The following is a 26,098-nucleotide window of genomic DNA, read 5'->3' as shown; positions in this document are numbered from 1 at the left end:
TCCCCGCACCGACTTCCCCACGCCGGTTACTTCTCGATCAGCCCCTTGGACTCCAGGTAACCCTTCGCCACGTCCGCGGGCTTTGCCCGCTCGGCGTCGACCTTCCTGTTCAACTCGACCAGATCCGCGGTCGTGAGCGCCTTGGTGATCTTGTTGAGAGCCGCGGCTATCTCCGCCGAACCCGCGTCCTTCGCATTGACGACCGGCAGCACATTGTCGGCGTTCTGGAGCTTCTTGTCGTCCTCCAGCAGCACCAGGCCGAAGGCGTCCAGCGTCGCGTCGGTCGTCGTGGTGAGGACGAGCTGGTCGACGCCGTCCTTCACGGCCTGCTTGGCCTGCGGCGTGCCCACGCCCTTGGGGTCGATGCCCGCCACATCGATCCCGTACGTCTTCTTCAGCCCCGGCGCGCAGAACGGCCGGATCTCGCACTCGTCACCGGCCGCGATCGTGACCTTCAGCTTCGAAGCACCGAGATCCGAAAGCGTCTTGAGCTTGTTCTTCTCGGCGAATTCCCTGGTGACGGCGAAGGCGTTCTGATCGACCGCCTCACCCGCCGGGAGCACCTTGAGCCCGCGCGGACCGGCGAGCTTCTCCAGCGCCGTTACGGTGGCGGCGACATCGCTGGAGGCGACCGGCTTCTCCTCGACCGCCTTCGGACCGTTCACCTTCGCGTTCAGGAATTCCGCAAGCGTAGCCGCGTATTCCGGTACGACGTCGATGTCACCCTTCTCCAGGGCCGGTTCGTACAGCTCGCGGTTCTCCACCGTCTTGATGGACGTGCGGTATCCGGCGTCCTTCAGCACCTGTGCGTACAACTCCGCCAGCACGCTGGACTCGGTGAAGCCGGCCGAGCCGACGACCAGCGTGCCCTTACCGCCGCCACCGGACGAAGGGCCGTCCGCCGCGCCCCGCTCCTCCAGGCTCCGGCCGCCGCCGCACGCCGCCAGCCCGCCGGTGAGGGCCACCACGCCCAGTACCGCACCCGCCATGCGCGAGTTCCTGTTCATCACGTTCTCCGTCCGGTCCAGCCGCTTTGCCGTTCGGCTTCGGTCAGCTTCGGTTCAGTGCGCGCGCCGGGTCGCCCGCATGGGGTCGAGCGCCCGGCCCGCCACCACCAGCAGGCCCTCGGCCAGCAGGGCGAGCGCGCCGACCACCAGCGCCCCGGCGACCACCTGCGGGGTGTTGTTGGTGTTGAACCCGGCGGTGATGATCCGGCCCAGCCCGCCCTCGCCCGCCATCGCGGCGAGCGTCGCGGTGGCGATCACCTGCACGGTGGCCGACCGCAGGCCCGTCATCACCATCGGGTGGGCGAGGGGCAGTTCCACCCGGCGGAACACCTGGGCGCCCGACATCCCCATGCCGCGCGCCGCCTCGACCACCGCCCGGTCCACCTGGCGCATCCCCACGTACGCGTTGGTGAGCAGCGGCGGCACGGCGAACAGCACCAGCGCGATGATCGTCGGCAGGTCGCCGTGCTTGCCCAGCGGCGTGATCGTCAGCAGCACCAGCACCGCCAGCGTGGGCACCGCACGCCCCACGTTCGAGACGTTGACGGCCAGCGCGCCGCCCCGGCCGATGTGCCCGAGCCACAGCCCCAGCGGCAGGGCGATCAGGCACGAGAGGGCCAGGCACACGCCGCTGAACCACAGGTGCTCAAGCAGCCGGTTCCACACCCCGCTCTCGCCCTGCCAGTTGGCCCCGGTCGTCAGCCACGTCCAGGCACCGGTCACCGCGTCCATGGCTCACCCCGTCCCGCGTACGCCCGCGCCGGGTATTCGGGCCGGCCGCGTCCACGGCGTCAGCAGCCGCTGGAGCCCGAGGAGCAGCAGGTCGGCGGTGACCGCGAGCACCACGCACAGCACGGACGCGGTCAGCACCTGCGCCTTGAAGAAGCTCTTCAGCCCCGCCGTGATGAGGGTGCCCAGCCCGCCGTAGTCCACCAACGCGCCCACCGTCGTCAGGGCGACCGTCGACACCGTCGCCATCCGCACGCCCGCCATCACCGCGGGCAGCGCCAGCGGCAGTTCGACCTCCCACAGCAGTCGGCCCGGCCCGTACCCCATGCCGCGCGCCGCCTCCCGCGCCTCCTCGGGCACCGCGGCCAGGCCGGCCAGGATGTTCCGCACGAGAATGGTCAGCGAGTACAGCACGAGGCCGGTCACCACCAGGGCGGCCGACAGGCCGAAGAACGGCAGCAGCAGCGAGAACATCGCCAGCGAGGGGATCGCGTACAGCACGGTCGTCAGCCCGAGGACCGGCGCCGCGAACCCCGGCCGGGCGCGTACCAGCAGCGCCAGCGGGAAGGCCACCGCCACTCCGATCAGCACCGACACGGCCGTGATCCACACGTGCTGGACGGTGGCATCGGTCAACTCCTCGGCGCGGGAGCGGACATACTCGCCGCAGATCCATTCGTTGGCCGCCAGGCAGCCGGCAGCAGCCACCGCCCCCACCTCCTCCCCCGCCTCGTCGTCCGATCCGGTGTTCGACCCGACAACGACCCTAACCCCCGCCGCTGACAATCACCGATCGTCACCACAGCCTGGCAACACGGCCTTCACACACCGGACGGCCGCCACGGGCCGGACGGCGGCCACAATGGGATCCATGATCCGATTCGAGCACGTCACGAAGCGGTACGCGGACGGCACGACCGCCGTCGACGACCTGTCGTTCGAGGTGGCCGAGGGCGAACTGGTCACGCTCGTCGGGCCGTCGGGCTGCGGCAAGACCACCACGATGAAGATGGTGAACCGGCTGATCGAGCCGACCGAGGGCCGGATATTCGTGGACGGCCAGGACATCGCGGACACCGACCCCGTCCAGCTCCGCCGCCGGATCGGCTACGTCATCCAGCAGGTCGGGCTCTTCCCGCACAAGACGGTCCTGGAGAACACCGCGACCGTCCCCCACCTGCTCGGCGTCAAACGCGCCACGGCACGCGCCCGCGCCGCCGAACTCCTCGACCTCGTCGGGCTCGACCCGTCCGTCCACGGCGACCGCTACCCCGAGCAGCTCTCCGGCGGCCAGCGCCAGCGCGTCGGCGTAGCCCGCGCCCTGGCCGCCGACCCGCCCGTCCTGCTGATGGACGAGCCGTTCGGCGCGGTCGACCCCGTGGTGCGCGAGCACCTCCAGAGCGAGTTCCTCAAGCTCCAGTCGGCGGTGCGCAAAACGGTCCTGTTCGTCACCCACGACATCGAGGAGGCCGTCCGGCTCGGCGACCGCATCGCCGTCTACGGGCAGGGCAGGATCGAGCAGTTCGACGCGCCGGCCACCGTGCTGGGCGCCCCGGCCACCCCGTACGTCGCCGACTTCGTCGGCGCGGACCGCGGCCTGAAGCGGCTGTCGGTCACGCCCATCGAGGTGGGCGACCTCGAACAGCCGCCGGTCGTCCACCTTGACGACGCGCTGCCCCGGGAGCTCGGCTCGCGCTGGGCCGTCGTCCTGGACGGCGACGACAACCTGCACGGCTGGATCGCCGCCGACCGGGCCGCCCGGGACTCCGGCACCGTACGGGAGCACGCCCGCCGCATGGAGGCCTGGCTGCCCGTCGGCGCCTCGCTCAAGCAGGCCTTCGCGACCATGCTCCAGCACGACGCGGGCTGGATCGCCGTCATCGACCGCGAGGAGAAGGGCCGTTTCCTCGGGGTGCTGACCCCGGCCCGGCTCCACGAGGCGCTGCGCCGCTCGATCGACGCGGACGCCCAGGACATCCCCCGTACGGACGTGGACCTGGAGACGGTCGGCTGATCAGGCCGCGCTGAGCCGGCCGCTCATCCACACCAGCGCCGGCGGGATCTCACGGTTCCAGGTGTTGAAGTTGTGCCCGCCGCTGTCCAGGGTGATCGACGAGACGCGCGCGGGCGACTTCACCTTCTTGATGAAGGACTGGGTCCCTTTGAGGTTCCCCTCGCCCTTGGCGGAGGTGGTGACGAGGAAGGACGACCGCCCCTGCGGCAGGTTGTCCAGGCTCCACAGCAGGTTCGCCCGGTTGCGCTGGTGCTGGTCGCCGTGGAACAGGTCGCCGGTCGTCATGTCCTCGGCCGCCTTGTAGTACGCCGACAGGCCCGCGCCGGCCGCGTACCGCTCCGGGTGGTGCATCGCGATCTTCAGGGCGCAGTAGCCGCCGGTCGAGTTGCCGATGAACCCCCAGTTCCGGGGCGACTTGCCGACGCGGTACGTCTCGGAGACCGCCTTGGGCAGGTCCTTGGCGAAGAAGGTCTCCGTCTGCGGGCCGCCCGGGACGTCGACGCACTCCGTGTCGCGCGGCGGGGCCACGGTCGGCCGCAGCATCACCAGGATCATCGGCTGCATCTTCTTGGCCTTGGCCTGCTCGAAGGCGGTACGCGGATACTTCAGCCCCTTCAGCAGGTTCTCGGCGGTGCCCGGGTAGCCGGTCAGCACGACGGCGGCGGGGAAGGTCTTCTTCGCGTACGCCGGCTGGAAGTACTCCGGCGGCAGGTAGACGTACGCCGGGCTGTCGATCTTCGAGGTCTCACCGGCGATGACGACCTTCTGGATCTGCCCGCCCGCCGCCGGACGGCCGCCACCGGGCACGCCCTCCAGCTTCTGCTTGCCGACGACCTTGATGTCCTTGCTGCCCGCCGAGTGGTCGACGACCACCCCCATCTCCTGTTCCTGGCCGAAGAGGTCGGCCCAGGAGCCGTAGAAGAGGAAGTAGTTGTTGGCGGCGAGACCGACGGACGCGAACAGCGCCACCTGGGTCGCCAGCAGCAGGCCGATCCTGCCGAGCACCGGCCGCCAGCCGCCGCGCGCCAGCCGTGGCCACAGCCACACCGTGACGGCGAACAGTGCCACGGCCAGCAGGGCGGCCAGCGCCAGGACTTTGTTGCTGGTGAGACCCATGAGGAGTTCAAGCCTTCTTCGTCGAGATTTTCCGGGGAGTGAGTGAACCCGCCTCCCCCGGGTCCCGTCCTAGAGAGCGCAAATCGTCCGGGCCGAACGTTCCGGCCGAAGGGACACACGAATCTTTGCGGAGCCTTGGGAAGCGATGTCTGTCACGGTAGATGGGGATAAGTCGGGATCGGTTCCGAGCCGGATAGGCCGCGTCCTGCGCGGGCCACGCGCCGAGAAGGTGCCCTCCCTGGTCGGAACGGCGTGCACGCTGATCGGTCTGATCGACATCGCCGCAGGGGTCTTCCCGCGCTTCCGCGCCAGCCGCATGCACGCCATCGCCGAGGTGCTGCCCGGCACCCTGGGGCCGCTGTCCGCCGCGCTCTCCCTGAGCGCCGGCGTCCTGCTGCTGCTCCTCGCCCACGGGCTCAAGCGCCACAAGCGCCGCGCCTGGCGCGCGGCCGTGGTCCTCCTGCCGGTGGGGGCCGTGGCGCAGTTCGTCTACCGCCACTCCGTCATCGGGGTGCTCTTCTCGGTGCTGCTCCTGGCGCTGCTGCTGCGCCACCGGGGCGAGTTCGCGGCCCTGCCCGACCCGCGCAGCCGCTGGAAGGCGCTCGCGAACTTCGTCCTCATGGGCGCCGGTTCCATCGCGCTCGGGCTGCTCATCGTCAGCGCCCACCCCGGGAAGGTCGTCGGTAACCCCAGCCTGAGCGACCGCCTGGAGCACGTGCTGTACGGCCTGTTCGGCGTGGAGGGCCCGGTCGGCTACCGGGGCGGCGTCGACTGGACCGTCGGCTACTCGCTCGGCGCCCTCGGCCTGCTGACTGCCATCACCACCATCTACCTGGCCTTCCGCCCCGAGCACCCGGTCGCCCGGCTCACCGAGGACGACGAGGCCCGGCTGCGCGCCCTGCTGGACAAGCACGGCGGCCGCGACTCGCTCGGCCACTTCGCGCTCCGCCGCGACAAGGGCGTCGTCTTCTCCCCCAGCGGCAAGGCCGCCGTCTGCTACCGCGTCGTCTCCGGTGTGATGCTCGCCAGCGGCGACCCGATCGGCGACGTCGAGGCCTGGCCCGGCGCCATCGAGCGGTTCATGGACGAGGCCAAGGCCCACTCCTGGACGCCCGCCGTCATGGGCTGCTCCGAGACCGGCGGCGAGGTCTGGACCCGCGAGACCGGCCTGGACGCGCTGGAACTGGGCGACGAGGCGGTGGTGGACGTCGCGGATTTCTCCCTGACCGGGCGCGCCATGCGCAACGTGCGCCAGATGGTCAAGCGCATCGAGCGCAATGGGTACACGACCCGCGTCCGGCGCGCCCGTGACCTGTCGGACGGCGAGCTGGAGCGCATCCGGCGCGCCGCCGCCGACTGGCGCGGCACCGACACCGAGCGCGGCTTCTCCATGGCACTGGGCCGGATCGGCGACCCGGCCGACGGTGACGCGGTGATCGCCACCGCCCACAAGGAGGATCCGGATTCCCCGTACGGCGACCTGAAGGCGATCATCCACTTCGTGCCCTGGGGCACCGACGGGATGTCGCTGGAGCTGATGCGCCGCGACCGCTCCGCCGACCCGGGCATGAACGAGCTGCTGATCGTCGCCGCCCTCCAGGCCTCCCCCAAGCTGGGCATCGAGCGGGTCTCGCTGAACTTCGCGATGTTCCGCTCCGCCCTGGCGCGCGGCGAGAAGCTCGGCGCGGGCCCGGTCCTGAGGGTCTGGCGCGGCCTGCTGGTCTTCCTCTCCCGCTGGTTCCAGATCGAGTCGCTGTACAAGTTCAACGCCAAGTTTCAGCCGCGCTGGGAGCCCCGCTTCGTGGTCTACCGCAACGCCCGGGACCTGCCCCGCATCGGTTTCGCCGCGATGCAGGCGGAGGGCTTCGTGAACGTGGAGCTCCCCCGTCCGTTCCGCCGCCGCCGTACGGCCGCCACGGCCCGCCCCTGCGCGCACATCACCCCGGCCCACGGCGAACACGAGGTCCGCGCCGCCTGAACGGGGCGTCCACAGGACACCCCCTAGGCTGGACGCATGAGTACCTTGCGCGGACGGGGCACGGCCCGGGGCCTGCCCACGTTCGACCGCTGTGCGGTCATGGGGGTCGTCAATGTGACGCCCGACTCCTTCTCCGACGGCGGCCGCTGGTTCGACACCACGGCCGCCATCAAGCACGGCCTGGACCTGGTCGCCCAGGGCGCGGACCTGGTGGACGTCGGCGGCGAGTCGACCCGCCCCGGCGCCACCCGGGTGGACGAGGACGAGGAGCTGCGCCGCGTCGTCCCCGTCGTACGCGGCCTGACGGCCGAAGGGGTCACCGTCTCGGTCGACACCATGCGCGCCTCGGTCGCCCGCCGGGCCGTGGAGGCCGGTGCGGTCCTGGTCAACGACGTGAGCGGCGGCCTGGCCGACCCGGAGATGGTCCCCTCCGTCGCCGCCGCCGAGGTGCCGTTCGTCGTCATGCACTGGCGCGGCTTCAGCAAGGACATGAACAGCCTGGCCGTCTACGACGACGTGGTCGCCGAGGTCGTCGCCGAGCTGCGCGCCCGCATGGACGCCGTCGTCGAGGGCGGCGTCGACCCGGAGCGGATCGTCGTCGACCCCGGCCTCGGGTTCGCCAAGATGGCCCCGCACGACCTGGCCCTGGTGGCGCACCTGGCCGACCTGCGGGCCCTGGGCCGCCCGCTGCTGGTCGCCGCCTCCCGCAAGCGGTTCCTGGGCCACGTCCTGGCCGGGGAGGGCGCCACCCCGCCACCCGCGCGGGAACGCGACGCCGCCACCGCCGCGGTCTCGGCGATCGCGGCCCATGAGGGCGCCTGGGCCGTGCGGGTCCACGAGGTCCGCGCGACGGCGGACGCGGTCCGGGTGGCCCGCGCCGTCGAGGGAGCCCGGTGAACGACGCCGCACGCACCGACATCGAAGCGGTCGAGCGCGCCAACACCGCCTTCTACGAGGCGATGGAGCGCGGCGACTTCGAGGAGATCTCCGACCTCTGGCTGGACGACTCGCTCGGCGAGATCAGTTGCGTCCACCCCGGCTGGCCGGTGCTCTCCGGGCGTGGCGAGGTGCTCCGCTCGTACGCGCTGATCATGGCGAACACCGACTACATCCAGTTCTTCCTCACCGACGTGAAGGTCTCGGTGGCCGCCGACACGGCCCTGGTGACCTGCACGGAGAACATCCTCAGCGGCGGCCCGGCCGAGGACGGCGCCGACCTCGGGCCGCTCGTCGGACAGCTCGTCGTCGCCACGAATGTGTTCCGCCGCACACCGGACGGGTGGCGGATCTGGTCGCACCACGGTTCACCCGTTCTGGCCGAAACCGGCGAGGAAGAGGGCGACGAGAACCCCTCCTGAGTGGGTAGGCGAGCCCCATGAGGAGCCCGTGGGCGGGCCCTGTCAGTGCTCGCAGGTAGATTCGACTGGTGGCATCGCGCCGTCCGCACCCGGTCGCGTGCCCGCCAGACCAACGACAGCAGGAGTGATTCGCGTGGATCGTGTCGCGCTGCGCGGCCTCAAGGCCCGCGGGCACCATGGCGTCTTCCCACGGGAGCGCGAGGAAGGCCAGACGTTCATCGTGGACCTGGTGCTCGGCCTCGACACCCGCCCCGCGGCGGCCGACGACGACCTGGCGAAGACCGTGCACTACGGCGTCGTGGCGGAAGAGGTCGTGGATGTGGTGCAGGGGGAGCCGGTCGACCTGATCGAGACGCTCGCCGAGCGCATCGCCGAGCAGTGCCTCAAGCACGACGGCGTCCAGGAGGTGGAGGTGGTGGTCCACAAGCCGGACGCCCCGATCACCGTGCCCTTCGACGACGTGACCATCACCATCACCCGGAGCCGCGCATGAACAAGACGCACAGCGACCCGACGGTACAGCCGGTGCCCGCCTCCGTGACGGAGCAGGTCGACGCCGCCGACATCACCCTGTCCAACCCCAAACGGGCCGTGCTCTCCCTCGGTTCCAACCTCGGCAACCGCCTGGAGACCCTCCAGGGCGCCATCGACGCCCTGGAGGACACCCCGGGCGTCCGGGTGAAGGCCGTCTCGCCGGTGTACGAGACGGAGCCCTGGGGCGTCGACCCCGGCTCCCAGCCGTCGTACTTCAACGCGGTCGTCGTCCTGAAGACCACGCTTCCCCCGGCGTCCCTGCTGGAGCGGGCGCACGCGGTGGAGGAGGCCTTCCACCGGGTCCGGGACGAGCGCTGGGGCGCGCGCACGATCGACGTCGACATCGTGGCGTACGCGGACGTCGTCTCCGACGACCCCGTCCTCACCCTGCCGCACCCCCGCGCCCACGAGCGGGCCTTCGTACTGGCGCCGTGGCACGACGTGGAGCCGGAGGCGCACCTGCCCGGCGTCGGCGCGATCGCGGACCTGCTCGGCGGAGTCGGCCGCGAGGGCGTCCTGCCCAGGGCGGACCTGGAACTGCGCCTGCCCGAGTAGCGTTGAATGATCGGCAAACACCGCACGGACCGCACGGCGACGAGATGAAGGGCCCCTGGTGAAACAACTGCGGCTCAAGGTACTGGCCGGACTGTTCGCCGTCGCCGGCATCCTCTCGTGGGGCGGCGCCCGGCTGTGGGAGTCGTTCGGCACCCTGCCGAGCGTTCCCCTGGCCGCGCCCATCGTCCTCGCCGTCATCGCGGTGGTCCTGACCGCCACCGCGCTCTCACTGCGCTCCCGGCTGCGCGCCCAGCGCGAGCGCCGCCCCGACGCCAAGGGCGTCGAGCCGCTGATGGCCGCCCGCGCGGTCGTCTTCGGCCAGGCGAGCGCCCTGGTCGCGGCCCTGGTGAGCGGCATGTACGGCGGCACCGGCGTCTTCCTGCTCGGCTCCCTCGACATCCCGGCCCGCCGCGACCAGGCCATCTACGCCGGCTTCTCCGTGCTGGCGGGCATCGGCGTCATCGCCGCGGCGATCTTCCTGGAGCGCGTCTGCAAGCTCCCGGAGGACGAGGACCACCAGGGCGGCGGGGTGCCCGCCGCCTAGGCGATACCCACGTCGGCGCCTGCTACAGCAGCGTGCCGCCCGAGACCTCCGTCTCGGCGAGGACGGCCGAGATGCGCTCGCGGACGTCCGGGGAGAGCCGTACGCGCGCGGCGTCCAGGTTCTCGCGGATGTGGGCCGGGGTGCGGCTGCCGGGGATGGGGACGACGTGGTCGTCCTGGTCCAGGAGCCAGGCCAGGGCCAACTGCGCCGGGGTGATGCCCAGCTCCTCGGCGATCCCTCGGACGGGAGCGAAGCGGTCGTTGTTGGCCTGGTGGTTCGCGGCGTCGAACCGGGGCATGTGCTGCCGGAAGTCGCCCTCCTCCACCTTGGCGACCTTGCCGGTCAGGAAGCCGGCGCCCAGCGGTGACCAGGCGACGACGCCCACACCCAGCTCGCGCGCGGCGGCGAGCAGCTCCTCGTCGACGTGCCGCCACATGGACCACTCGGTCTGGACGGCCGCCACGGGGTGCACGGCGTGCGCGGCGCGGAGCTGTCCGGCGGTGACGTTGGACAGGCCCAGGTGCCGGACGAGGCCCGCTTCGACGAGGTCGGCGACCGCGCCCACGGTGTCCTCCAGCGGGACCTGGGGGTCCGGGAAGTGCGGGTAGTACAGGTCGATCCGGTCGGTGCCCAGCTCCCGCAGGCTGGCCTCGGCGTACCCGCGCACATGCTTGGGGTCCGCGTTGACGGCCAGCTCACCGAAGGCGTACCCGACCGGGAAGGGGTGCGGCTCGACGCCCTCCGGGAGCCGGAAGCCGAACTTGGTGGCGATGACCACCTCGTCCCGCCGCCCGCCGAGCGCCTTGCCGATCAGCCGCTCGTTGTGGCCGTCGGCCCCATAGCCGTCCGACGTGTCGATGAGCGTGGCCCCGGCGTCCACCGCCGCGAGCAGCGCCCGCTCGGCACGCGCGTCGTCGATCTCTCCGTACACCCCGGGCGACAGCACCATCGCGCCGAAGCCGAGGGCCGACACCTCCAGGTCACCGAGCCGGCGGGTGGGCAGGGCAGTGTCGCTCATGCGCGGCATCTCCATCCTCGGACCCCCAAGGATCCGTAAGACTTCCTGACGTACGGGCATGAGTCTTCTCCCCGGACGCCCGCACGTCCAATGCCTCGCGCGATAACTCCCCGCTATGGATGGGGATTTCAGTCCGCCATTATGAGGCTCATGGCCTCGGCGCGGGTCGCGGGGTCCCTGAGCTGGCCGCGCACGGCCGACGTGATCGTCTTCGCGCCGGGCTTGCGGATGCCGCGCATCGACATGCACATGTGCTCGCACTCGATGACCACGATCACACCGCGCGGTTCCAGGATCTTCATCAGGGAGTCGGCGACCTGGGTGGTCAGACGTTCCTGCACCTGGGGGCGGCGCGCGTACACGTCCACCAGCCGCGCCAGCTTCGACAGGCCGGTGATCTTGCCGGTGGTGGAGGGGATGTATCCGACGTGGGCCACTCCACGGAAGGGCACCAGATGGTGCTCACAGGTGCTGAACACTTCGATGTCCTTCACCAGGACCATCTCGTCGTGCCCCAGGTCGAACGTCGTCGTCAGGACGTCCTCGGGCTCCTGCCACAGGCCCGCGAATATCTCCTTGTACGCCCGCGCCACCCGGGCCGGCGTCTCCCGCAGCCCTTCGCGGTCAGGGTCCTCACCGACCGCGAGGAGGAGTTCACGTACGGCGTTCTCGGCTCGCTTCTCGTCGAACTCGCCGATCGTGCCCTCGACGTCCAGCGTCACCGGGTCGGTCATGTGTGCCTCGTTCCGTGTTGCTTGAGTGCGCGCCCAACCGCGCACGCGAAAGCCGCGCCCCCCAGGCTAGAACCTGAGGGGCGCGGCTTTCATTCCGGGGCTTTCCGGTATGGGCCGGTCAGCTCTCGGGACGCTCCTCCGGGACCGCCTCCGCCGACGGAGCGGACGGAGCCGAGGAGGAGCCCGTGGTTCCCGGGTTCGCCTTGGTGACGTCCGTCGGCGTGGCGCCGTTGGTGCCCGCCGCCCCGTTGGTCAGGGCCAGCTCCTTCGGGGAGAGCACCGGCGGCCGCGTCGAGGGCGTACGCCGCGAGGAGCCGGTCCACGCCGGGCGGGCCGGGCGCTTGACGATCGGGGCGAAGATCTCGGCGATCTCCTCCTTGTTGAGCGTCTCCTTCTCCAGCAACTGGAGGACCAGGTTGTCGAGGACGTCGCGGTTCTCGACGAGGATCTCCCAGGCCTCGTTGTGCGCGGCCTCGATGAGCTTCTTGACCTCTTCGTCGACGAGCGCGGCGACCTCTTCCGAGTAGTCGCGCTGGTGCGCCATCTCACGGCCCAGGAAGGGCTCGGTGTTGTCGCCGCCGAACTTGATCGCGCCGAGCCGCTCGGTCATGCCGTACTGCGTGACCATGGCCCGCGCGGTCGCGGTCGCCTTCTCGATGTCGTTGGCCGCGCCCGTGGTCGGGTCGTGGAAGACCAGCTCCTCGGCCGCGCGGCCACCCAGCATGTAGGCCAGTTGGTCGAGCATCTCGTTGCGCGTGGTCGAGTACTTGTCCTCGTCCGGCAGGACCATGGTGTAGCCCAGGGCACGGCCACGGGACAGGATGGTGATCTTGTGGACCGGGTCGGAGTTCGGCGAGGCCGCCGCGACCAGGGCGTGACCGCCCTCGTGGTACGCGGTGATCTTCTTCTCCTTGTCGGACATGATCCGGGTCCGCTTCTGCGGGCCCGCGACCACCCGGTCGATCGCCTCGTCCAGCATCTGGTTGTCGATGAGCTTCCGGTCGCTGCGCGCGGTGAGCAGCGCGGCTTCGTTCAGCACGTTCGACAGGTCGGCGCCGGTGAAGCCGGGCGTACGGCGCGCCACGGCGGACAGGTCGACGTCCGGGGCGACCGGCTTGCCCTTCTGGTGAACCTTGAGGATCTCCAGCCGGCCCTGCATGTCCGGGCGGTCGACGGCGATCTGCCGGTCGAAGCGGCCGGGGCGCAGCAGCGCCGGGTCGAGGATGTCGGGCCGGTTCGTGGCGGCGATCAGGATGACGCCGCCCTTCACGTCGAAGCCGTCCATCTCGACGAGGAGCTGGTTGAGGGTCTGCTCGCGCTCGTCGTGGCCACCGCCGAGACCCGCACCACGGTGCCGGCCGACGGCGTCGATCTCGTCGACGAAGACGATCGCCGGGGCGTTCGCCTTGGCCTGCTCGAACAGGTCACGGACACGGGAGGCACCGACGCCGACGAACATCTCGACGAAGTCGGATCCGGAGATCGAGTAGAACGGCACGCCCGCCTCGCCGGCGACGGCGCGCGCGAGCAGCGTCTTGCCCGTGCCGGGCGGGCCGTACAGCAGCACACCCTTGGGGATCTTGGCGCCGACCGCCTGGAACTTCGCCGGCTCCTGGAGGAACTCCTTGATCTCCTGGAGCTCCTCGACGGCCTCGTCGGACCCCGCCACGTCGGCGAAGGTCGTCTTCGGGGTGTCCTTGGTGATCAGCTTGGCCTTGGACTTCCCGAAGTTCATCACCCGGGAGCCGCCGCCCTGCATCTGATTCATCAGGAACAGGAAGACCACGACGATCAGCACGAAGGGCAGCAGCGAGAGCAGCACCGAGACGATGGCGCTCTGCTTGGTCGGCGAGACCGTGTAGCTCTTGTCGATGTCGCCGGCTTCGTACTTCTTCTGCAGCGTGATGGCCAGGTCGGAGCCCTGCGTGCCGATGTAGCTCGCCTGGACCTTGTCGGCACCGTCGACCTTGAAGCCATCCTTCAGGTCGATCTTGATCATCTGTTCGTCGCCGGTGGTCAGCTTGGCCTGCTCGACCTGGTTCTTGTCGATCGCCTGGACCACCTTGCCGGTGTCCACCGTCTTGTAGCCGCCCGACGAGCCGACGACCTGCATCAACACGACCACGGCGAGGACGGCCAGCACGATCCACATGACCGGCCCACGGAAGTATCGCTTCACGTCCATCCATACGGAGCGATGACGCCCCGTCCCTCCTGCCCGTAGGTAAATGCTGCTATGAGAAAAAGCTGTTCTTCGGACGGTACCCCAGCATTGTCACCCGCGACCGCCTTCCCATGCTCCAACGGCGGGAGGGCGGCCTGGGTTCCCGGGGCCCGGTGGGTGTCCGGGGCGGTTCAGCCGCCGTAGACGTGCGGCGCGAGCGTGCCGACGAACGGCAGGTTGCGGTACTTCTCCGCGTAGTCCAGGCCGTAGCCGACGACGAACTCGTTGGGGATGTCGAAACCGATCCACTTCACGTCGATCGCGACCTTCGCGGCCTCCGGCTTGCGCAGCAGCGTGCAGACCTCCAGGGAGGCCGGCTCGCGCGAGCCGAGGTTCGACAGCAGCCAGGACAGCGTCAGGCCGGAGTCGATGATGTCCTCGACGATCAGGACGTGCTTGCCCTTGATGTCGGTGTCCAGGTCCTTGAGGATCCGGACCACACCGGAGGACTGGGTGCCCGCGCCGTACGAGGAGACGGCCATCCAGTCCATGGTGACGGGGGTGGACAGCGCACGCGCCAGGTCCGCCATCACCATGACGGCGCCCTTGAGGACACCCACGATGAGCAGGTCCTTGCCCGCGTACTCAGCGTCGATCTTCGCGGCGAGCTCCGCCAGCTTCGCGTCGATCTCTTCCTTGGTGATGAGCACCGACTTGAGGTCGGTGCCCATGTCTTTCTCGTTCACCCGGGTCACTTTCGTTGCAGCCTGCGTCAGCCTTGCCGAATGACCAGTCTGCCACCCTGGCGGCGTGCCACGACGCGGCCGGGCAGATTGATGGCTCCCTGGCCCCGCCAGCTCGTGATCAGCTTGTCCAGTTCCTCGACGTGCCGGGCGAACAGGGAGCCGGCGGGGGCGCCCTCGGCGATGGCCGCGCGGCGCAGTACGCGGCGGCGGACGGCGGGGGGCAGGGCGTACAGCTTGGCGCACTCCAGCAGGCCCGCCTCGTCCCGCACGGTCGGATCGGCGTCGGCGGCCCAGGCGTCCAGGGCGTCGGCGTCGTCGCGGCACAGGCCGGCCGTCCGGGCGAGGGCCTCGACGACGCCCTTGCCGAGCGACTTCTCCAGGGCGGGCAGGCCCTCGTGGCGCAGCCGGGACCGGGTGTAGGCGGGGTCGGCGTTCATCGGGTCGTCCCAGACGGGCAGGGACTGGACCATGCAGGCCTTGCGGGCGGTCTGCCGGTCGAGCTGAAGGAAGGGGCGCCGGTAGCGGTCGCCGGTGCCGGAGACGGCGGCCATGCCGGACAGGGAGCGGATGCCGGAGCCCCGGGCGAGGCCGAGCAGCACGGTCTCGGCCTGGTCGTCGCGGGTGTGGCCGAGCAGGACGGCGGCGGCGCCGAGGCGCTCGGCGGCCTCGTCCAGCGCGGCGTACCGGGCGTCGCGGGCGGCCGCTTCCGGGCCGCCGTCGCGGCCGACGGACACGGCGATGGCCTCCACCGGGTCGAGGTTCATCGCGGTGAGGCGGGCCGCGACCTCGGCGGCGCGGAGGTCGGAGCCGGCCTGGAGGCCGTGGTCGACGGTGATGCCGCCGGCGCGGACGGCGAGCTTGCGGGCCTCGAAGGCGAGGGCGGAGGCGAGCGCCATGGAGTCGGCGCCGCCGGAGCAGGCCACCAGGACGAGCGGGGGCTGCGGGCGCCCGCCGGTGACGGAGTCTTCGGTTGTTCCGGCAGCGGGCTGCGCGGGGGTGGTGTGCTCGGTGATGACGTCGTGGAGTACGCGGCGGACCGCCAGGCGTATCGCCGCGACCGCAGGATGGGGACCCATGTCCGGTGCCCTTCGTGTGAAGTTGGGGGGTGCCTCGGTCGGAGTCTTAACGGCCGGAGCGGGGGGTTCGGTCACTCAGAGTGCGTCGATGGTGACAGAACTCGGCCGTTACCCGAGCATCGCACGCCTACCCATTGCCCACGGTCCCTCGGATGGGTGATTGGAGGGGCGTTCTTCTGCCGTCGGCCGGAATGGACTCCTCATTCTGCTTTACGGTGCACCCTCGCGACCCAGTCCGCCGGTTTGGCGATCTCCGCCTTGGTGGGGAGGGTGTTCGGAGAGGTCCACACCCGGTTGAAGCCGGCCATGCCGACCTCGTCGACCACCGCGCGGACGAACCGCTCGCCGTCCCGGTACTGGCGCAGTTTGGCGTCCAGGCCGAGGAGTTTGCGCAGCGCCTGGTCCAGGCGTGAGGCGCCGCGCGCCCTGCGCTGCTGGAACTTCTCGCGGATCTCCGCCACCGACGGCACGACCTGCGGGCCGACGCCGTCCATCACGTAGTCCGCGTGCCCTTCGAGGAGCGACATCACGGCGGTGAGGCGGCCGAGGATCTCGCGCTGCTCGGGCGTCTGGACGAGCTCGACGAGCGAGCGGCCGCCCTCCTCGTCCTCGCCCTCGGGCCGGGCGCCGGTGAGGGCCTGGGCGGCCTCGCGCAGCCGCTCCAGGACGGTCATGGGGTCCATGTCGGTGGCGCCGAGGAATGACTGGATCTCACCCTGGAGGTGGTCGCGCAGCCACGGCACGGCCGTGAACTGGGTGCGGTGGGTCTCCTCGTGCAGGGCCACCCAGAGCCGGAAGTCGTGCGGGGCGACGTCGAGCTCCCGCTCCACGTGGACGATGTTCGGCGCGACCAGCAGGAGCCGGCCGCCGCCGTTCTCGCCGGCCGGGAGCTCCCGGGTGGCGGGGGCGAACGTCTCGTACTGCCCGAGGACCCGGGAGGCCAGGAACGACAGCAGCATGCCCAGCTCCACGCCGGTCACCTTGCCGCCGACCGCGCCCAGCACGGCGCCGCCCGGGGTGCCGGAGCGCCGCTCCTGCATCTTCTCCAGCAGCGGCTTGAGCAGCTCGCGGAAACCGGCGACGTTGGCCCGGATCCAGCCGGCCCGGTCGACGACCAGGACGGGGGTGTCCTCCGGTTCGTGGCCCTCGGGGATCATCCGGGTGAAGGACCGGACGTGCCCCTCCGACGCCTTGGCGTGCCGCCGCAGTTCGGCGACGACCGCGCGGGCCTCGTCACGGCTCACCTCGGGCCCGGGGCGTACCAGTCGGGTCGCGGTCGCGACCGCGAGGTTCCAGTCGACCATCTCGGCACCACCGATGCTCGTCATGCGTCAACCGTACGTGCTCGGTGCCCGATCGGGTCAGGGTGCGGCTCCGGTCGGCTCAGTGGGGCACCTGGGGGAGCAGCGCGGCGGCGAGGCGGTCCAGGGCGGGCTGGGCGGTGTACGGGGACGGGGTCCGGCCCGCCAGGAACGCGAAGGCGAGCAGCCGGCCGTCCGCCGTCACCACGGTGCCGGCCAGGGTGTTGACGCCGGTGAGGGTGCCGGTCTTGGCCCGGACCAGTCCGGCGCCCGCCGCGCCCGGGGAGCCGTCGCTGAAACGGTCCTCCAGGGTGCCGCTGAAGCCGCCCACGGGCAGGCCGGTGAGGACGGGGCGCAGTTCGGGGCGGGCGGGGTCGGCCGCGCGGGCGAGCAGCGCGGTGAGGAGGGCGGCGGAGATCCGGTCGCCCCGGTCCAGGCCGCTGCCGTCGGCGAACCGCGCGCCGGCGAGCGGTACGCCCAGTTTCCGCAGTTGTTCGCGCACGGCCCGCCCGGCGCCGGCGAAGCTCGCGGGGTGGCCGGAGGCGATGGCGGTCTGGCGGGCGAGGGCCTCGGCGAGGTCGTTGTCGCTGTGGGTGAGCGTGCGCTCGACGAGGGCGGACAGCGGCTCGGACCAGGTCTTGGCGAGCGGGACGGCGTTCTTGGGGGCACGCGCGCGTGCCGGGGGTTTTCCGGTGGTGACGCCGTGTTCGGCGAGCAGGGCGGCGAAGGCGCGGGCGGTGTCACCGGCCGGGTCGGCGGTGCGCGGGGCGGGGCCGGCGGCCGAGCCGTCGAGCCGGCCCTCGTTGGTCATCAGGGCGGTGACGGGGGCGATGTTGTCGTTGACGCCGATCGGGTGGCGCTCGGGGCCGGTGTAGCGGGAGGTGTCGTAGGTGAGCGTGACGGTGGTGACGCGGCGGGCCCGCAGGGCTCGGGCGGTGTCGGCGGCCAGGGCGCGCAGCCGGGCGGGGTCGAGGGTGGGGTCGCCGCCGCCGACGAGCGTGACGCGGCGGGCGTCGGGGGTGGCCACGGCCGTGGTGGGGATGCGGTGGTCGGGGCCGAGGGCGGCGAGGGCGGCGGCCGTGGTGGCGATCTTGATGGTGGAGGCCGGGGTCATCGGTACGCCGGCCCCTTTGCCGTACACCTCCTTGCCCGTCGTCAGGTCGACGACGGACGCCGAGCGCAGCGGGCCGAGCCCCGGGTCGGTGAGGAGCGGGTCCAGGGTGGCCGCCAGGGGGCCGGGCCCGGCCTTCGGGGCGGCCTTCGCGCGCGGGGCGGTGAGCGCGGTGAGGACGCCGGGGGCGCTGGGGGCCGGCGCAGGCGGCCTCGGGGCGGCGCGTTCCGGGCCGGTCGCGCCGTGATGTGCGCCACCTGTGCGGGCCTGGGCGGCGGCTCTGGCCCGCTCGGCCGTACGCTGACCCGAGTCCCAGGGCCCGGCCAGGGTCACCACCCCGGCCGCCAGGACGAGGCCGAGTACGGCGGAGCCCGCGGTGAGCTGCACCACCTTCGGCTCCAGCACGGCTGACCAGCCCCTTTCGCGAGCACAGAGTTGCGTGAGGGACACTTAACCACTGAGCTGTGCCGTGAGCACGGCACCCCCGATTTTGTGTTGATCTTGGAGGAGCCACCCGTGGAGTTCGACGTCACCATCGAGATCCCGAAGGGGTCGCGGAACAAGTACGAGGTGGACCACGAGACCGGTCGTATCCGACTGGACCGCCACCTCTTCACGTCGACCGTCTACCCGGCCGACTACGGCTTCGTCGAGGGCACGCTGGGCGAGGACGGCGACCCGCTGGACGCGCTGGTCATCCTGGACGAGCCGACCTTCCCCGGCGTGCTGGTGAAGTGCCGGGCCATCGGCATGTTCCGGATGACGGACGAGGCGGGCGGCGACGACAAGCTGCTGTGCGTCCCGGCCTCCGACCCCCGCATGGAGCACCTGCGCGACATCCACCACGTGTCGGAGTTCGACCGCCTGGAGATCCAGCACTTCTTCGAGGTGTACAAGGACCTGGAGCCCGGCAAGTCCGTCGAGGGCGCGAACTGGGTCGGCCGCGCCGAGGCCGAGGCCGAGATCGAGGCCTCCATCAAGCGCCTGGAGGCGCAGGGCGGCGCTCACTGAGCCCCCGTTTCCCCGTATGGCGGGCGGTGCACCTTCGCGGGTGCGCCGCCCGTTCGCGGTTTCGCTCCGCTGCCGGCCCACCACGACCGACCCGCCCAACGGCTCGCCCGAAAGCCACCCACCCACACCCGCCCACGCGCCCCCGGCTGGGCTCACCACGACTTAGCCTCACCCCATACTGGGCAGACGGGTCGGATGGGAGTGAGGACGAGCACAGTGGCGCCGGAGACGGACGGTCCCGAGGACCGTAAGCCTCAGTCCGATGAGGCACACAGCGCCTTCGCGCCGCCGCCGGGCGTGGAGCAGCCCTCCGGCACCGAGGAGGACCAGCAGACGACGTCGGAGTTCGCCCTCCCCGAAGGGTTGACGCCCGAGGTCCCCGCCGAGCCGGAGGGGTCGGCGTTCGCCCCGCCCTCCACGTACTCGGCGAAGGAGTCCCCGCCGGCCTTCACGCCCGCCCAGGGGTTCCCGGCGATACGGCTGTCCAAGGACGCGCCCTGGCAGGACCGGATGCGCACCATGCTGCGGATGCCGGTGAGCGAGCGGCCGGTGCCGGAGCCGGTGCAGAAGCAGGGCGACACGGGGCCCGCCGTGCCGCGCGTGCTGGACCTGACGCTGCGTATCGGCGAGCTGCTGCTGGCGGGCGGCGAGGGCGCGGAGGACGTCGAGGCGGCGATGTTCGCGATCTGCCGCTCGTACGGGCTCGACCGCTGCGAGCCGACGGTGACCTTCACGCTGCTGTCGATCACGTACCAGCCCTCGCTGGTGGACGACCCGGTGACGGCGAACCGGACCGTGCGGCGGCGCGGCACCGACTACAACCGGCTGTCCGCGGTCTACACGCTGGTCGCCGACATCAACGCCGACGACTACGAGGTCTCCCTGGAGGAGGCGTACCGGCGCCTCGCGGAGATCCGGCGCAACCGGCACCCGTACCCCGGCTGGGTCCTCACCGTGGCGGCGGGCGGGCTCGCGGGCGCGGCGTCGATGCTGCTGGGCGGCGACATGGCCGTGTTCCTGATCGCGGCGGCGGGCGCGATGCTGGGCGACCGGCTGGCCTGGTTCTGCGCGGGGCGGGGGCTGCCGGAGTTCTACCAGTTCGCGGTGGCCGCGGTGCCGCCGGCCGCGCTGGGCGTGCTGGTGAGCCTGCTGCACGCCGGGCTCCAGCCGAACGCGGTGATCACCGGTGGGCTGTTCGCCCTGATCCCGGGGCGGGCGCTGGTGGCCGCCGTACAGGACGGCCTGACCGGCTTCTACATCACCGCCTCGGCGCGTCTGCTGGAGGTCGGGTACTTCTTCGTCGCCATCGTGGTGGGCGTGCTGTCCGTCCTGTACGGGGGCGTCCAGCTCGGCGCCAAGCTCAACCCCGAGGGCGTCCTCAACGCGGTCGAGCGGCCGGTCATCCAGATCCTGGCGGCGGTGCTGCTGTCGGTGACGTTCGCCATCCTGCTCCAGCAGGAACGTTCCACGGTGCTGTTCGTGGCGCTGAACGGGGCGGTGGCGTGGGTGGTCTACGCGTCGATAGCGGTCACGGCGGACGGCTCCACCGTGATGGCGACGGCGGTGGCGGCGGGGCTGGTGGGCCTGTTCGGGCAGTTGATGGCCCGGTACGAGCACACCTCGTCGCTGCCGTACGTGACGGCGGCGATCGGGCCGCTGCTGCCCGGTAGCGCCACGTACCTCGGGGTGCTGAACATCGCCCAGAACAACATGGACGCGGGCTTCACGTCCCTGGCGCGGGCGGCGGCGCTGGCGCTGGCCATCGCGATCGGGGTGAACCTCGGCGGCGAGATGGCGCGCATGTTCATCCGCGCGCCGGGCTCAGCGGCGGCGCGCCGCGCGGCGAAGCGGACGCGCGGTTTCTGACGGGTCCGCACCCGGCGTCCGGCCGGGTGGGGCCGTGCAGGGTCGCCCCCGCAGAGGTTGGCGGCGAAGCTTGGGCTCCCTTTACCGGCGCCAAGGGCCGCCGGCCTCGAGGAGGCGAGCCCGGAGGGGCCCCGCCGCCACCAGCCGTGTCCGCACCCCACCGGGGCGCACCGGTCCGTCTGCGGACCGTTTGTGCCCACCCGTTCCGCCCTGCGGAACGAATGCCCACAACGGGGTCAAGCGGTAGCGCCCGGGCGGGGGGTGGACATGAAGCCGCCGCGGCGGAGGACCGCGTAGCCGACGCCGATGCCGATGGCGACCGGCCATTCGATGAGGTCGGCGGCGCCCAGGACGCCGAGGCCGAGGTAGAGCGGCAGGCCGCCCTTCGCGGGGAGCACCTGGCGGGCCGCCGCCACCGGCAGCAGCGCGGCGTTGGCCGCGTTGCTCGCGACCTTGTCGAGGGACGGGACGGTGAAGCTGACCGTGCGCTGCCCGTCCGAGGACGCGGACGGGGACGGGGACGAGGCCGCGGACGCGGCCCGCGCCGGCTCCTTGGCGGCTTCCTTGCGCGGCCGGGCAGCCTGCTTCGTGGTCTTGGTCGTGGTCTTGGTCGTGCGCTTGCGTGGTGTTGAAGAGGTGGCCACAGATCTCACATCCATGGATGTGGTATGGGCGGGTTGTCTACATTTCAGGGTATCCATTCCGGGACGGCTGAATCGGACGGGACAACGGACCGGAGGCATCAATCCATGTCACCGCTGCAACTGCTCGGGCCGATAGCGTCCGGCGTGACGTACGGGGTCGCGGCCGGCGTGCGTGGAGCCGCCGATGTGGCCGCACAGCTCATGGGGCTGCCGCAGCGCGGCGTCTGGTGGCGGCCGGGGCGCTGCTACATCCAGGTGCACGGCGTCCACGGCGCCGGCGGCGAACGGGTCGCCCGGCGCATCGAGCGCGCCCTGGAGGACCACCCCCGCGTGCTGTGGGCCCGGGTGAACGCGCCGTCCGAGCGCGTCGTGGTGGCCGTGGCCCCGACCCCGCCTTCCGACCGCGAGCTGGTCGCCCTGGTCGAGCGGGCGGAGGGGCAGCTCGCCGCGCACGTCGACGAGTTCGACGAGTGGTGCCCCGAGCCGCACCACCCCTGCGAGGGCCCCAGGACCCGCCAGTCGGTGCCCGCGCTGGCCGCCGACACCGTGGGGCTCGCCATCGCCTCCGTACGCCAGTTGGCCCCGTGGTTCCGGCTGCCGCCCGAGGTGGCGGCGCTCACCGGCGCCCTCCAGCACCACCCGAAACTGCGCCACCTGGTCGCCGACCTCAGCAGCGTCGAGCAGGCCGAGTCCGTGCTGCCGGTCGCCAGCGCCCTCGCCCAGGGCGTCGCCACCCGTGGCGGAGGCATCGCCCTGGACGCCCTCGAACGGCTCTCCCAGTGGCGGGAGGCCACCGCGGAACGCGCCGCGTGGAACGAGGCCGAGCCCGCGCTCGTCGCCGGGCCGGACGACGCCTCGGCCGAGCCGATCGTCGTGGACCGCGCCGGTCCGCCGCCCAAGGACGCCACCGACCGGTACGCCGAGCGCGCCATGGCGGCGGGCCTGGCGGTCGGCGCCCTGACCGTCCCGTTCGCCGGGCCCCGCAAGGGGCTGGCGGTCGCCCTGTCCACCGTGCCGAAGGCCCCGGAAGCCGGCCGGGAGGGCTTCGCCACCCGCCTGGGCCGGGCCCTGGCGCTGCGGGGCGTCGTCACGATGGACCGGGGCGCGCTGCGGCGGCTCGGGCAGGTGGACACCGTGGTCCTGGAGGAGGACGCGCTGCGCAGCGACCGGTACGAGCCGGTGGACCTGGAGCTGCTCAGCGGCGCCGACCCGGAGCTCACGGCCCAGCGGCTCTTCGCCCTGTTCGACTCGGACGCGCCGCTGCGGACCGCCCGTGACGACGACGGCTGGGTCCTCGGGCCGCTCGACGAGCTCGAGCTGACCGGCCGCACCGGGCGGCAGGCCGAGGCACGGCTGCGGCGCCGGGGCAGCGAGAAGACGCTCGGCCTGGCGCGTGGGCGCCGGTTGCAGGCCGTGGCCGGGCTGGCCACGCAGACCGCGCCGGGCGCCGAGGCCGTCGCGGCGGCGGCCCGCCGGGCGGGCGCCCGGGTGGTGCTGGCCACCGACCGGGAGGCCCCGGCGTTCACGTTCGCCGACGCGGTCGTCCCGGCGGGCGGGCGCCTGGTCGCCTCCGTACGGGGCCTTCAGGCCGACGGCGCGGTGATCCTGCTGGTGTCCGGCAACCGGCGGGCGCTGGGCGTGGCCGATTGCGGCGTCGGCGTGCACCGGGAGGGCGAGCCGCCGGCCTGGGGCGCCCACCTCATCGTCGGCGCCGACCTCGAATCGGCCGGGATCATCGTGGACGCCGTCGGCGTGGCGGCCCGGGTCGACCGGGACAGTGCCGTCCTCGCGGCCGGCGGCAGCGGCATCGGCGCCGTCGCCGCGCTGCGGGCCCGCTCCCCGCAGGCGACCGCGCGGGGCATGGCGGCCGGCACCACCGCCGGAGCGCTCGCGTTCTGCCTCGGCAACTGGCGCGCCCGGCAGCTCCTGGCCCGCCCCCTCGCCCCACCCGTGACCACGGTGCCCTGGCACCTGATGCCCACCGACCGGGTGCTGGAGCGGCTGCGCAGCACGCCCGACGGCCTGACCGGCGACGAGGCGGCCGCCCGCAGCGGAGGCCCCGGTGGCGGCAACGAGCCCGCCCGCCTCACCCTGCCGTCCGCCTTCATCGAGGAGCTGGCCAACCCCCTGACCCCCGTCCTGGCCGGTGGCGCCGCCCTCGCCACCGCCGTGGGCTCGCGCACCGACGCCGGGCTCGTGGCCGCCATCACCGGCACGTCCGCCCTCATCGGCGGCTTCCAGCGGGTACGCACCGAACGCGCCCTGGAGGAGCTGTTCCGCCGCTCGGCCATCGGCGCGCGCGTCCGCCGCGGCGGCCGTGAGCGGCTGGTCACGGCCGGTGACCTGGTGGAGGGCGACATCGTGCTGCTGCGGCCCGAGGACGTCGTACCGGCGGACTGCCGGCTGCTGGAGGCGGAGGGGCTGGAGGTCGACGAGTCGTCACTGACCGGCGAGTCCCTCGCCGTCCACAAGGACCCGGCACCGGTCGTCGCCACCGACATCACCGGCCGCCGGTCCATGATCTACGAGGGCACCACCGTCTCCTCCGGGCGGGCCGTGGCCGTGGTCGTGGCGACCGGTTCGAGCACCGAGGTCGGGCGCAGCCTCGCCACCGCGCGGCAGGCCGCGCCGGAGACCGGCGTGGAGGCCCGACTCGCCTCGCTGACCCGGTCCAGCCTGCCCATCGCGATCGGGTCGGCCAGCGCGGTCGCCGCGTCGGGCCTCCTGCACGGGCGGCCGCTCGCGGACAACCTGGCCTCCGCCGTGAACCTCGCCGTCGCCTCCGTCCCCGAGGGCCTGCCGTTCCTGGTCAACGCCGCCCAGCTCGCCGCCGCCCGCCGCCTCGCCGACGTGGGCGCGCTGGTCCGCAACCCGCGCACCATCGAGGCGCTCGGCCGCGCCGACGTGCTCTGCTTCGACAAGACGGGCACCCTCACGGAGGGCAAGCTCCAGCTCGCGGCGGTCAGCGACGGGGACGGCGCCCTGCCGCTGGACCAGTTGGACGGCGTCCGCAAGGACGTCCTCGCCGCCGCGCTACGGGCCACCCCGCCCGCCCGGCAGGCCGAGCCCATGGCCCACCAGACCGACCGCGCGGTGACGGCCGGGGCGCGCAGCGCCAAGGTGTCGGTACGGCACGGGGCGGCGCGGTGGCGGCGGCTGGACACGCTGCCGTTCGAGCCGTCCCGCGCGTACCACGCCACGTCCGGGCAGACCACGCACGGCCTGCTGCTCAGCGTGAAGGGCGCGCCCGAGAACGTCCTGGACCGCTGCGCCCGGCACCGTACGCCGGAGGGGCAGGCGGCCGGCCTCGACGCCGAGGGGCTCAAGCGGCTCAACGCGGAGGCGGAGGAGCTGGCGGGCGCCGGGCGGCGGGTGCTGGCGGTGGCGGAGCGGCGGATGGACCCCGGCGAGGACCTCACCGACGAGAGCGTGCGGGACCTGGTGTTCCTGGGCTTCGTCACGCTGGCCGACCCGGTGCGGGCGGGTGCCGCCCCGGCGACCGCGCGGCTGCGGGCGGCGGGCGTGCACACCGTGATGCTGACCGGCGACCACCCGGCCACCGCCGACGCCATCGCGTCCACCATCAGCGACGTCACCGACCCGAAGGTCTGCACGGGCGCCGAGCTGGACGAGCTGGACGACGACGAGCTGGACGAGCTGCTGCCGACCGTGGACGTCATCGCCCGCTGCAGCCCGCACCACAAGGTCCGGATCGTCCAGGCGTACCAGCGCATCGGCCGGGTCGTGGCGATGACCGGCGACGGCGCCAACGACGCGCCCGCCATCCGGCTCGCCGACATCGGCATCGCGCTCGGGCGGCGCGGCACCCCGTCCGCGACGGCCGCCGCGGACCTGGTGGTGGGCGACGACCGGCTGGAGACGATCGTCTCGGCGCTGATGGAGGGCCGCTCCATGTGGGCCTCGGTGCGGGCCGCGCTGGGCATCCTCATCGGCGGCAACCTCGGCGAGGTCACCTTCAGCGTGCTGGTCTCCACGCTCACCGGCGCCACGCCGCTCAACGCCCGCCAGATCATGCTGGTCAACCTGCTCACCGACCTGGCGCCGTCGCTCGCCATCGCGGTGCGCGAGCCGGCCGGCCACACCGCGAAGCGGCTCCTGGCGGAGGGCCCGAGCCGCTCGCTGGGCAGCGCGCTCACCCACGAGATGCTGCTGCGCGGCGCCATCACGGCGACCGGCGCCGGGCTGGCTTGGACCGGGGCCCGCCTGACCGGGCGCGGCAGGCGGGCGAGCACGGTGGCGCTGGCCGCCGTCGTCGGTACGCAGTTGGCGCAGACCCTCGCGACGGGGGGCCTGGACCGCAACGTGCTGGCCGCGAGCCTGGGCTCGGCGGCGGTGCTGGCCGCCGTCATCCAGACCCCGGGCGTCAGCCAGTTCTTCGGCTGCACCCCGCTGGGGCCGGTCGGCTGGGGCATCGCGCTGAGCTCGATCGTCGCGGCGACCCTGCTCGGTACGGCCCTGTCGCCGCTGGTCCGCTCGGCGACGGCCGCCGCGGAGGCGGAGGAGGCCCACGAGGAGGAGGCCCAGGAGGAGGACCACGAGGAGGAGGCCGAGGACAAGGCCTCCTCCTGAGG

At 72.5% G+C, this 26,098-nt stretch carries 22 protein-coding genes; 10 read left to right on the top strand and 12 right to left on the bottom strand.

What is annotated here, in order from left to right:
* Nucleotides 1-26 precede the first annotated feature (26 nt).
* Genes ACZ46W_RS18600 through ACZ46W_RS18590 form a run of 3 tightly spaced genes read right to left on the bottom strand, consistent with a single transcriptional unit; the run spans nucleotide 27 to nucleotide 2,444 of the window.
* The gene (locus ACZ46W_RS18600; protein ID WP_468338661.1) at nucleotides 27-1,007 is read right to left on the bottom strand and encodes an ABC transporter substrate-binding protein; all 981 of its coding nucleotides are present in this window, start codon (nucleotides 1,005-1,007) and stop codon (nucleotides 27-29) included.
* 54 nt (nucleotides 1,008-1,061) lie between these two features.
* On the bottom strand, nucleotides 1,062-1,739 hold the full coding sequence (locus tag ACZ46W_RS18595; RefSeq protein ID WP_468338659.1) for an ABC transporter permease: 678 nt from the start codon (nucleotides 1,737-1,739) through the stop codon (nucleotides 1,062-1,064).
* Between the two features lie 3 nt (nucleotides 1,740-1,742).
* The gene (locus tag ACZ46W_RS18590) at nucleotides 1,743-2,444 is read right to left on the bottom strand and encodes an ABC transporter permease (protein ID WP_468338657.1); all 702 of its coding nucleotides are present in this window, start codon (nucleotides 2,442-2,444) and stop codon (nucleotides 1,743-1,745) included.
* Between the two features lie 163 nt (nucleotides 2,445-2,607).
* On the opposite strand from ACZ46W_RS18590, the gene ACZ46W_RS18585 reads away from it, so the two are divergent.
* The gene (locus tag ACZ46W_RS18585; protein WP_468338655.1) at nucleotides 2,608-3,750 is read left to right on the top strand and encodes an ABC transporter ATP-binding protein; all 1,143 of its coding nucleotides are present in this window, start codon (nucleotides 2,608-2,610) and stop codon (nucleotides 3,748-3,750) included.
* Here the strand turns inward: ACZ46W_RS18585 and ACZ46W_RS18580 are convergent, their stop codons facing one another.
* The gene (locus tag ACZ46W_RS18580) at nucleotides 3,751-4,866 is read right to left on the bottom strand and encodes an alpha/beta hydrolase (protein ID WP_468338653.1); all 1,116 of its coding nucleotides are present in this window, start codon (nucleotides 4,864-4,866) and stop codon (nucleotides 3,751-3,753) included.
* Between the two features lie 145 nt (nucleotides 4,867-5,011).
* Here ACZ46W_RS18580 and ACZ46W_RS18575 point away from each other — a divergent pair, with 145 nt between their 5' ends.
* From ACZ46W_RS18575 to ACZ46W_RS18550, 6 genes are all read left to right on the top strand, one after another.
* Entirely contained in the window at nucleotides 5,012-6,844 is a 1,833-nt protein-coding gene (locus ACZ46W_RS18575; RefSeq protein WP_468338651.1) for a phosphatidylglycerol lysyltransferase domain-containing protein, read from the top strand.
* A gap of 36 nt (nucleotides 6,845-6,880) precedes the next feature.
* On the top strand, nucleotides 6,881-7,741 hold the full coding sequence (folP, locus tag ACZ46W_RS18570) for a dihydropteroate synthase (protein ID WP_468338649.1): 861 nt from the start codon (nucleotides 6,881-6,883) through the stop codon (nucleotides 7,739-7,741).
* Nucleotides 7,738-8,202: a nuclear transport factor 2 family protein gene (locus ACZ46W_RS18565; protein ID WP_468338647.1), complete on the top strand. Its 465-nt coding sequence runs from the start codon at nucleotides 7,738-7,740 to the stop codon at nucleotides 8,200-8,202. Before folP ends, ACZ46W_RS18565 begins: the two co-directional genes overlap by 4 nt.
* Nucleotides 8,203-8,335: 133 nt before the next feature.
* Nucleotides 8,336-8,695, top strand: a complete 360-nt coding sequence (folB, locus tag ACZ46W_RS18560) for a dihydroneopterin aldolase (RefSeq protein ID WP_366128443.1) — start codon at nucleotides 8,336-8,338, stop codon at nucleotides 8,693-8,695.
* On the top strand, nucleotides 8,692-9,291 hold the full coding sequence (gene folK, locus ACZ46W_RS18555) for a 2-amino-4-hydroxy-6-hydroxymethyldihydropteridine diphosphokinase (protein ID WP_468338644.1): 600 nt from the start codon (nucleotides 8,692-8,694) through the stop codon (nucleotides 9,289-9,291). The genes folB and folK overlap by 4 nt, the downstream gene beginning before the upstream one ends.
* Before the next feature lie 58 nt (nucleotides 9,292-9,349).
* Nucleotides 9,350-9,835 carry a DUF3180 domain-containing protein gene (locus ACZ46W_RS18550; RefSeq protein WP_468338642.1) on the top strand — a complete coding sequence of 162 codons (486 nt, stop codon included), beginning with the start codon at nucleotides 9,350-9,352 and terminating at the stop codon, nucleotides 9,833-9,835.
* 22 nt (nucleotides 9,836-9,857) lie between these two features.
* Here ACZ46W_RS18550 and ACZ46W_RS18545 read toward each other — a convergent pair whose 3' ends face one another.
* From ACZ46W_RS18545 to dacB, 7 genes are all read right to left on the bottom strand, one after another.
* Nucleotides 9,858-10,862, bottom strand: a complete 1,005-nt coding sequence (locus ACZ46W_RS18545; RefSeq protein WP_468338640.1) for an aldo/keto reductase — start codon at nucleotides 10,860-10,862, stop codon at nucleotides 9,858-9,860.
* 119 nt (nucleotides 10,863-10,981) lie between these two features.
* Nucleotides 10,982-11,587 (bottom strand): GTP cyclohydrolase I FolE, encoded by a 606-nt coding sequence (folE, locus tag ACZ46W_RS18540; RefSeq protein WP_366128439.1) that lies wholly within the window; start codon nucleotides 11,585-11,587, stop codon nucleotides 10,982-10,984.
* 118 nt (nucleotides 11,588-11,705) lie between these two features.
* The gene (ftsH, locus tag ACZ46W_RS18535; protein WP_468338638.1) at nucleotides 11,706-13,772 is read right to left on the bottom strand and encodes an ATP-dependent zinc metalloprotease FtsH; all 2,067 of its coding nucleotides are present in this window, start codon (nucleotides 13,770-13,772) and stop codon (nucleotides 11,706-11,708) included.
* A gap of 170 nt (nucleotides 13,773-13,942) precedes the next feature.
* Nucleotides 13,943-14,482 carry a hypoxanthine phosphoribosyltransferase gene (gene hpt, locus ACZ46W_RS18530; protein WP_064067358.1) on the bottom strand — a complete coding sequence of 180 codons (540 nt, stop codon included), beginning with the start codon at nucleotides 14,480-14,482 and terminating at the stop codon, nucleotides 13,943-13,945.
* A 41-nt stretch (nucleotides 14,483-14,523) separates the two neighbouring features.
* A complete protein-coding gene (gene tilS / locus ACZ46W_RS18525; protein WP_468338636.1) occupies nucleotides 14,524-15,573 on the bottom strand; it encodes a tRNA lysidine(34) synthetase TilS in 1,050 nt (349 codons plus the stop codon).
* Between the two features lie 200 nt (nucleotides 15,574-15,773).
* Nucleotides 15,774-16,901 carry a zinc-dependent metalloprotease gene (locus ACZ46W_RS18520; protein WP_468338634.1) on the bottom strand — a complete coding sequence of 376 codons (1,128 nt, stop codon included), beginning with the start codon at nucleotides 16,899-16,901 and terminating at the stop codon, nucleotides 15,774-15,776.
* A 55-nt stretch (nucleotides 16,902-16,956) separates the two neighbouring features.
* Entirely contained in the window at nucleotides 16,957-18,390 is a 1,434-nt protein-coding gene (dacB, locus tag ACZ46W_RS18515) for a D-alanyl-D-alanine carboxypeptidase/D-alanyl-D-alanine endopeptidase (RefSeq protein ID WP_468338632.1), read from the bottom strand.
* Nucleotides 18,391-18,501: 111 nt separating this feature from the next.
* Between dacB and ACZ46W_RS18510 the strand changes: the two genes are divergently transcribed.
* A complete protein-coding gene (locus ACZ46W_RS18510) occupies nucleotides 18,502-18,996 on the top strand; it encodes an inorganic diphosphatase (RefSeq protein ID WP_031077398.1) in 495 nt (164 codons plus the stop codon).
* Between the two features lie 216 nt (nucleotides 18,997-19,212).
* Nucleotides 19,213-20,862 (top strand): threonine/serine exporter family protein, encoded by a 1,650-nt coding sequence (locus ACZ46W_RS18505; protein WP_468338629.1) that lies wholly within the window; start codon nucleotides 19,213-19,215, stop codon nucleotides 20,860-20,862.
* 236 nt (nucleotides 20,863-21,098) lie between these two features.
* Here ACZ46W_RS18505 and ACZ46W_RS18500 read toward each other — a convergent pair whose 3' ends face one another.
* Nucleotides 21,099-21,521, bottom strand: coding sequence for a hypothetical protein (locus ACZ46W_RS18500; RefSeq protein WP_468338627.1), 423 nt, complete (start codon nucleotides 21,519-21,521; stop codon nucleotides 21,099-21,101).
* A gap of 90 nt (nucleotides 21,522-21,611) precedes the next feature.
* On the opposite strand from ACZ46W_RS18500, the gene ACZ46W_RS18495 reads away from it, so the two are divergent.
* Nucleotides 21,612-26,096 carry a cation-translocating P-type ATPase gene (locus tag ACZ46W_RS18495; protein ID WP_468338625.1) on the top strand — a complete coding sequence of 1,495 codons (4,485 nt, stop codon included), beginning with the start codon at nucleotides 21,612-21,614 and terminating at the stop codon, nucleotides 26,094-26,096.
* Nucleotides 26,097-26,098 lie beyond the last annotated feature (2 nt).

It is taken from the genome of Streptomyces sp. NPDC031064, assembly GCF_055570965.1.
Note: the sequence above shows the minus strand (reverse complement) of the source record. Positions and strands in the feature narration are given on the sequence as shown.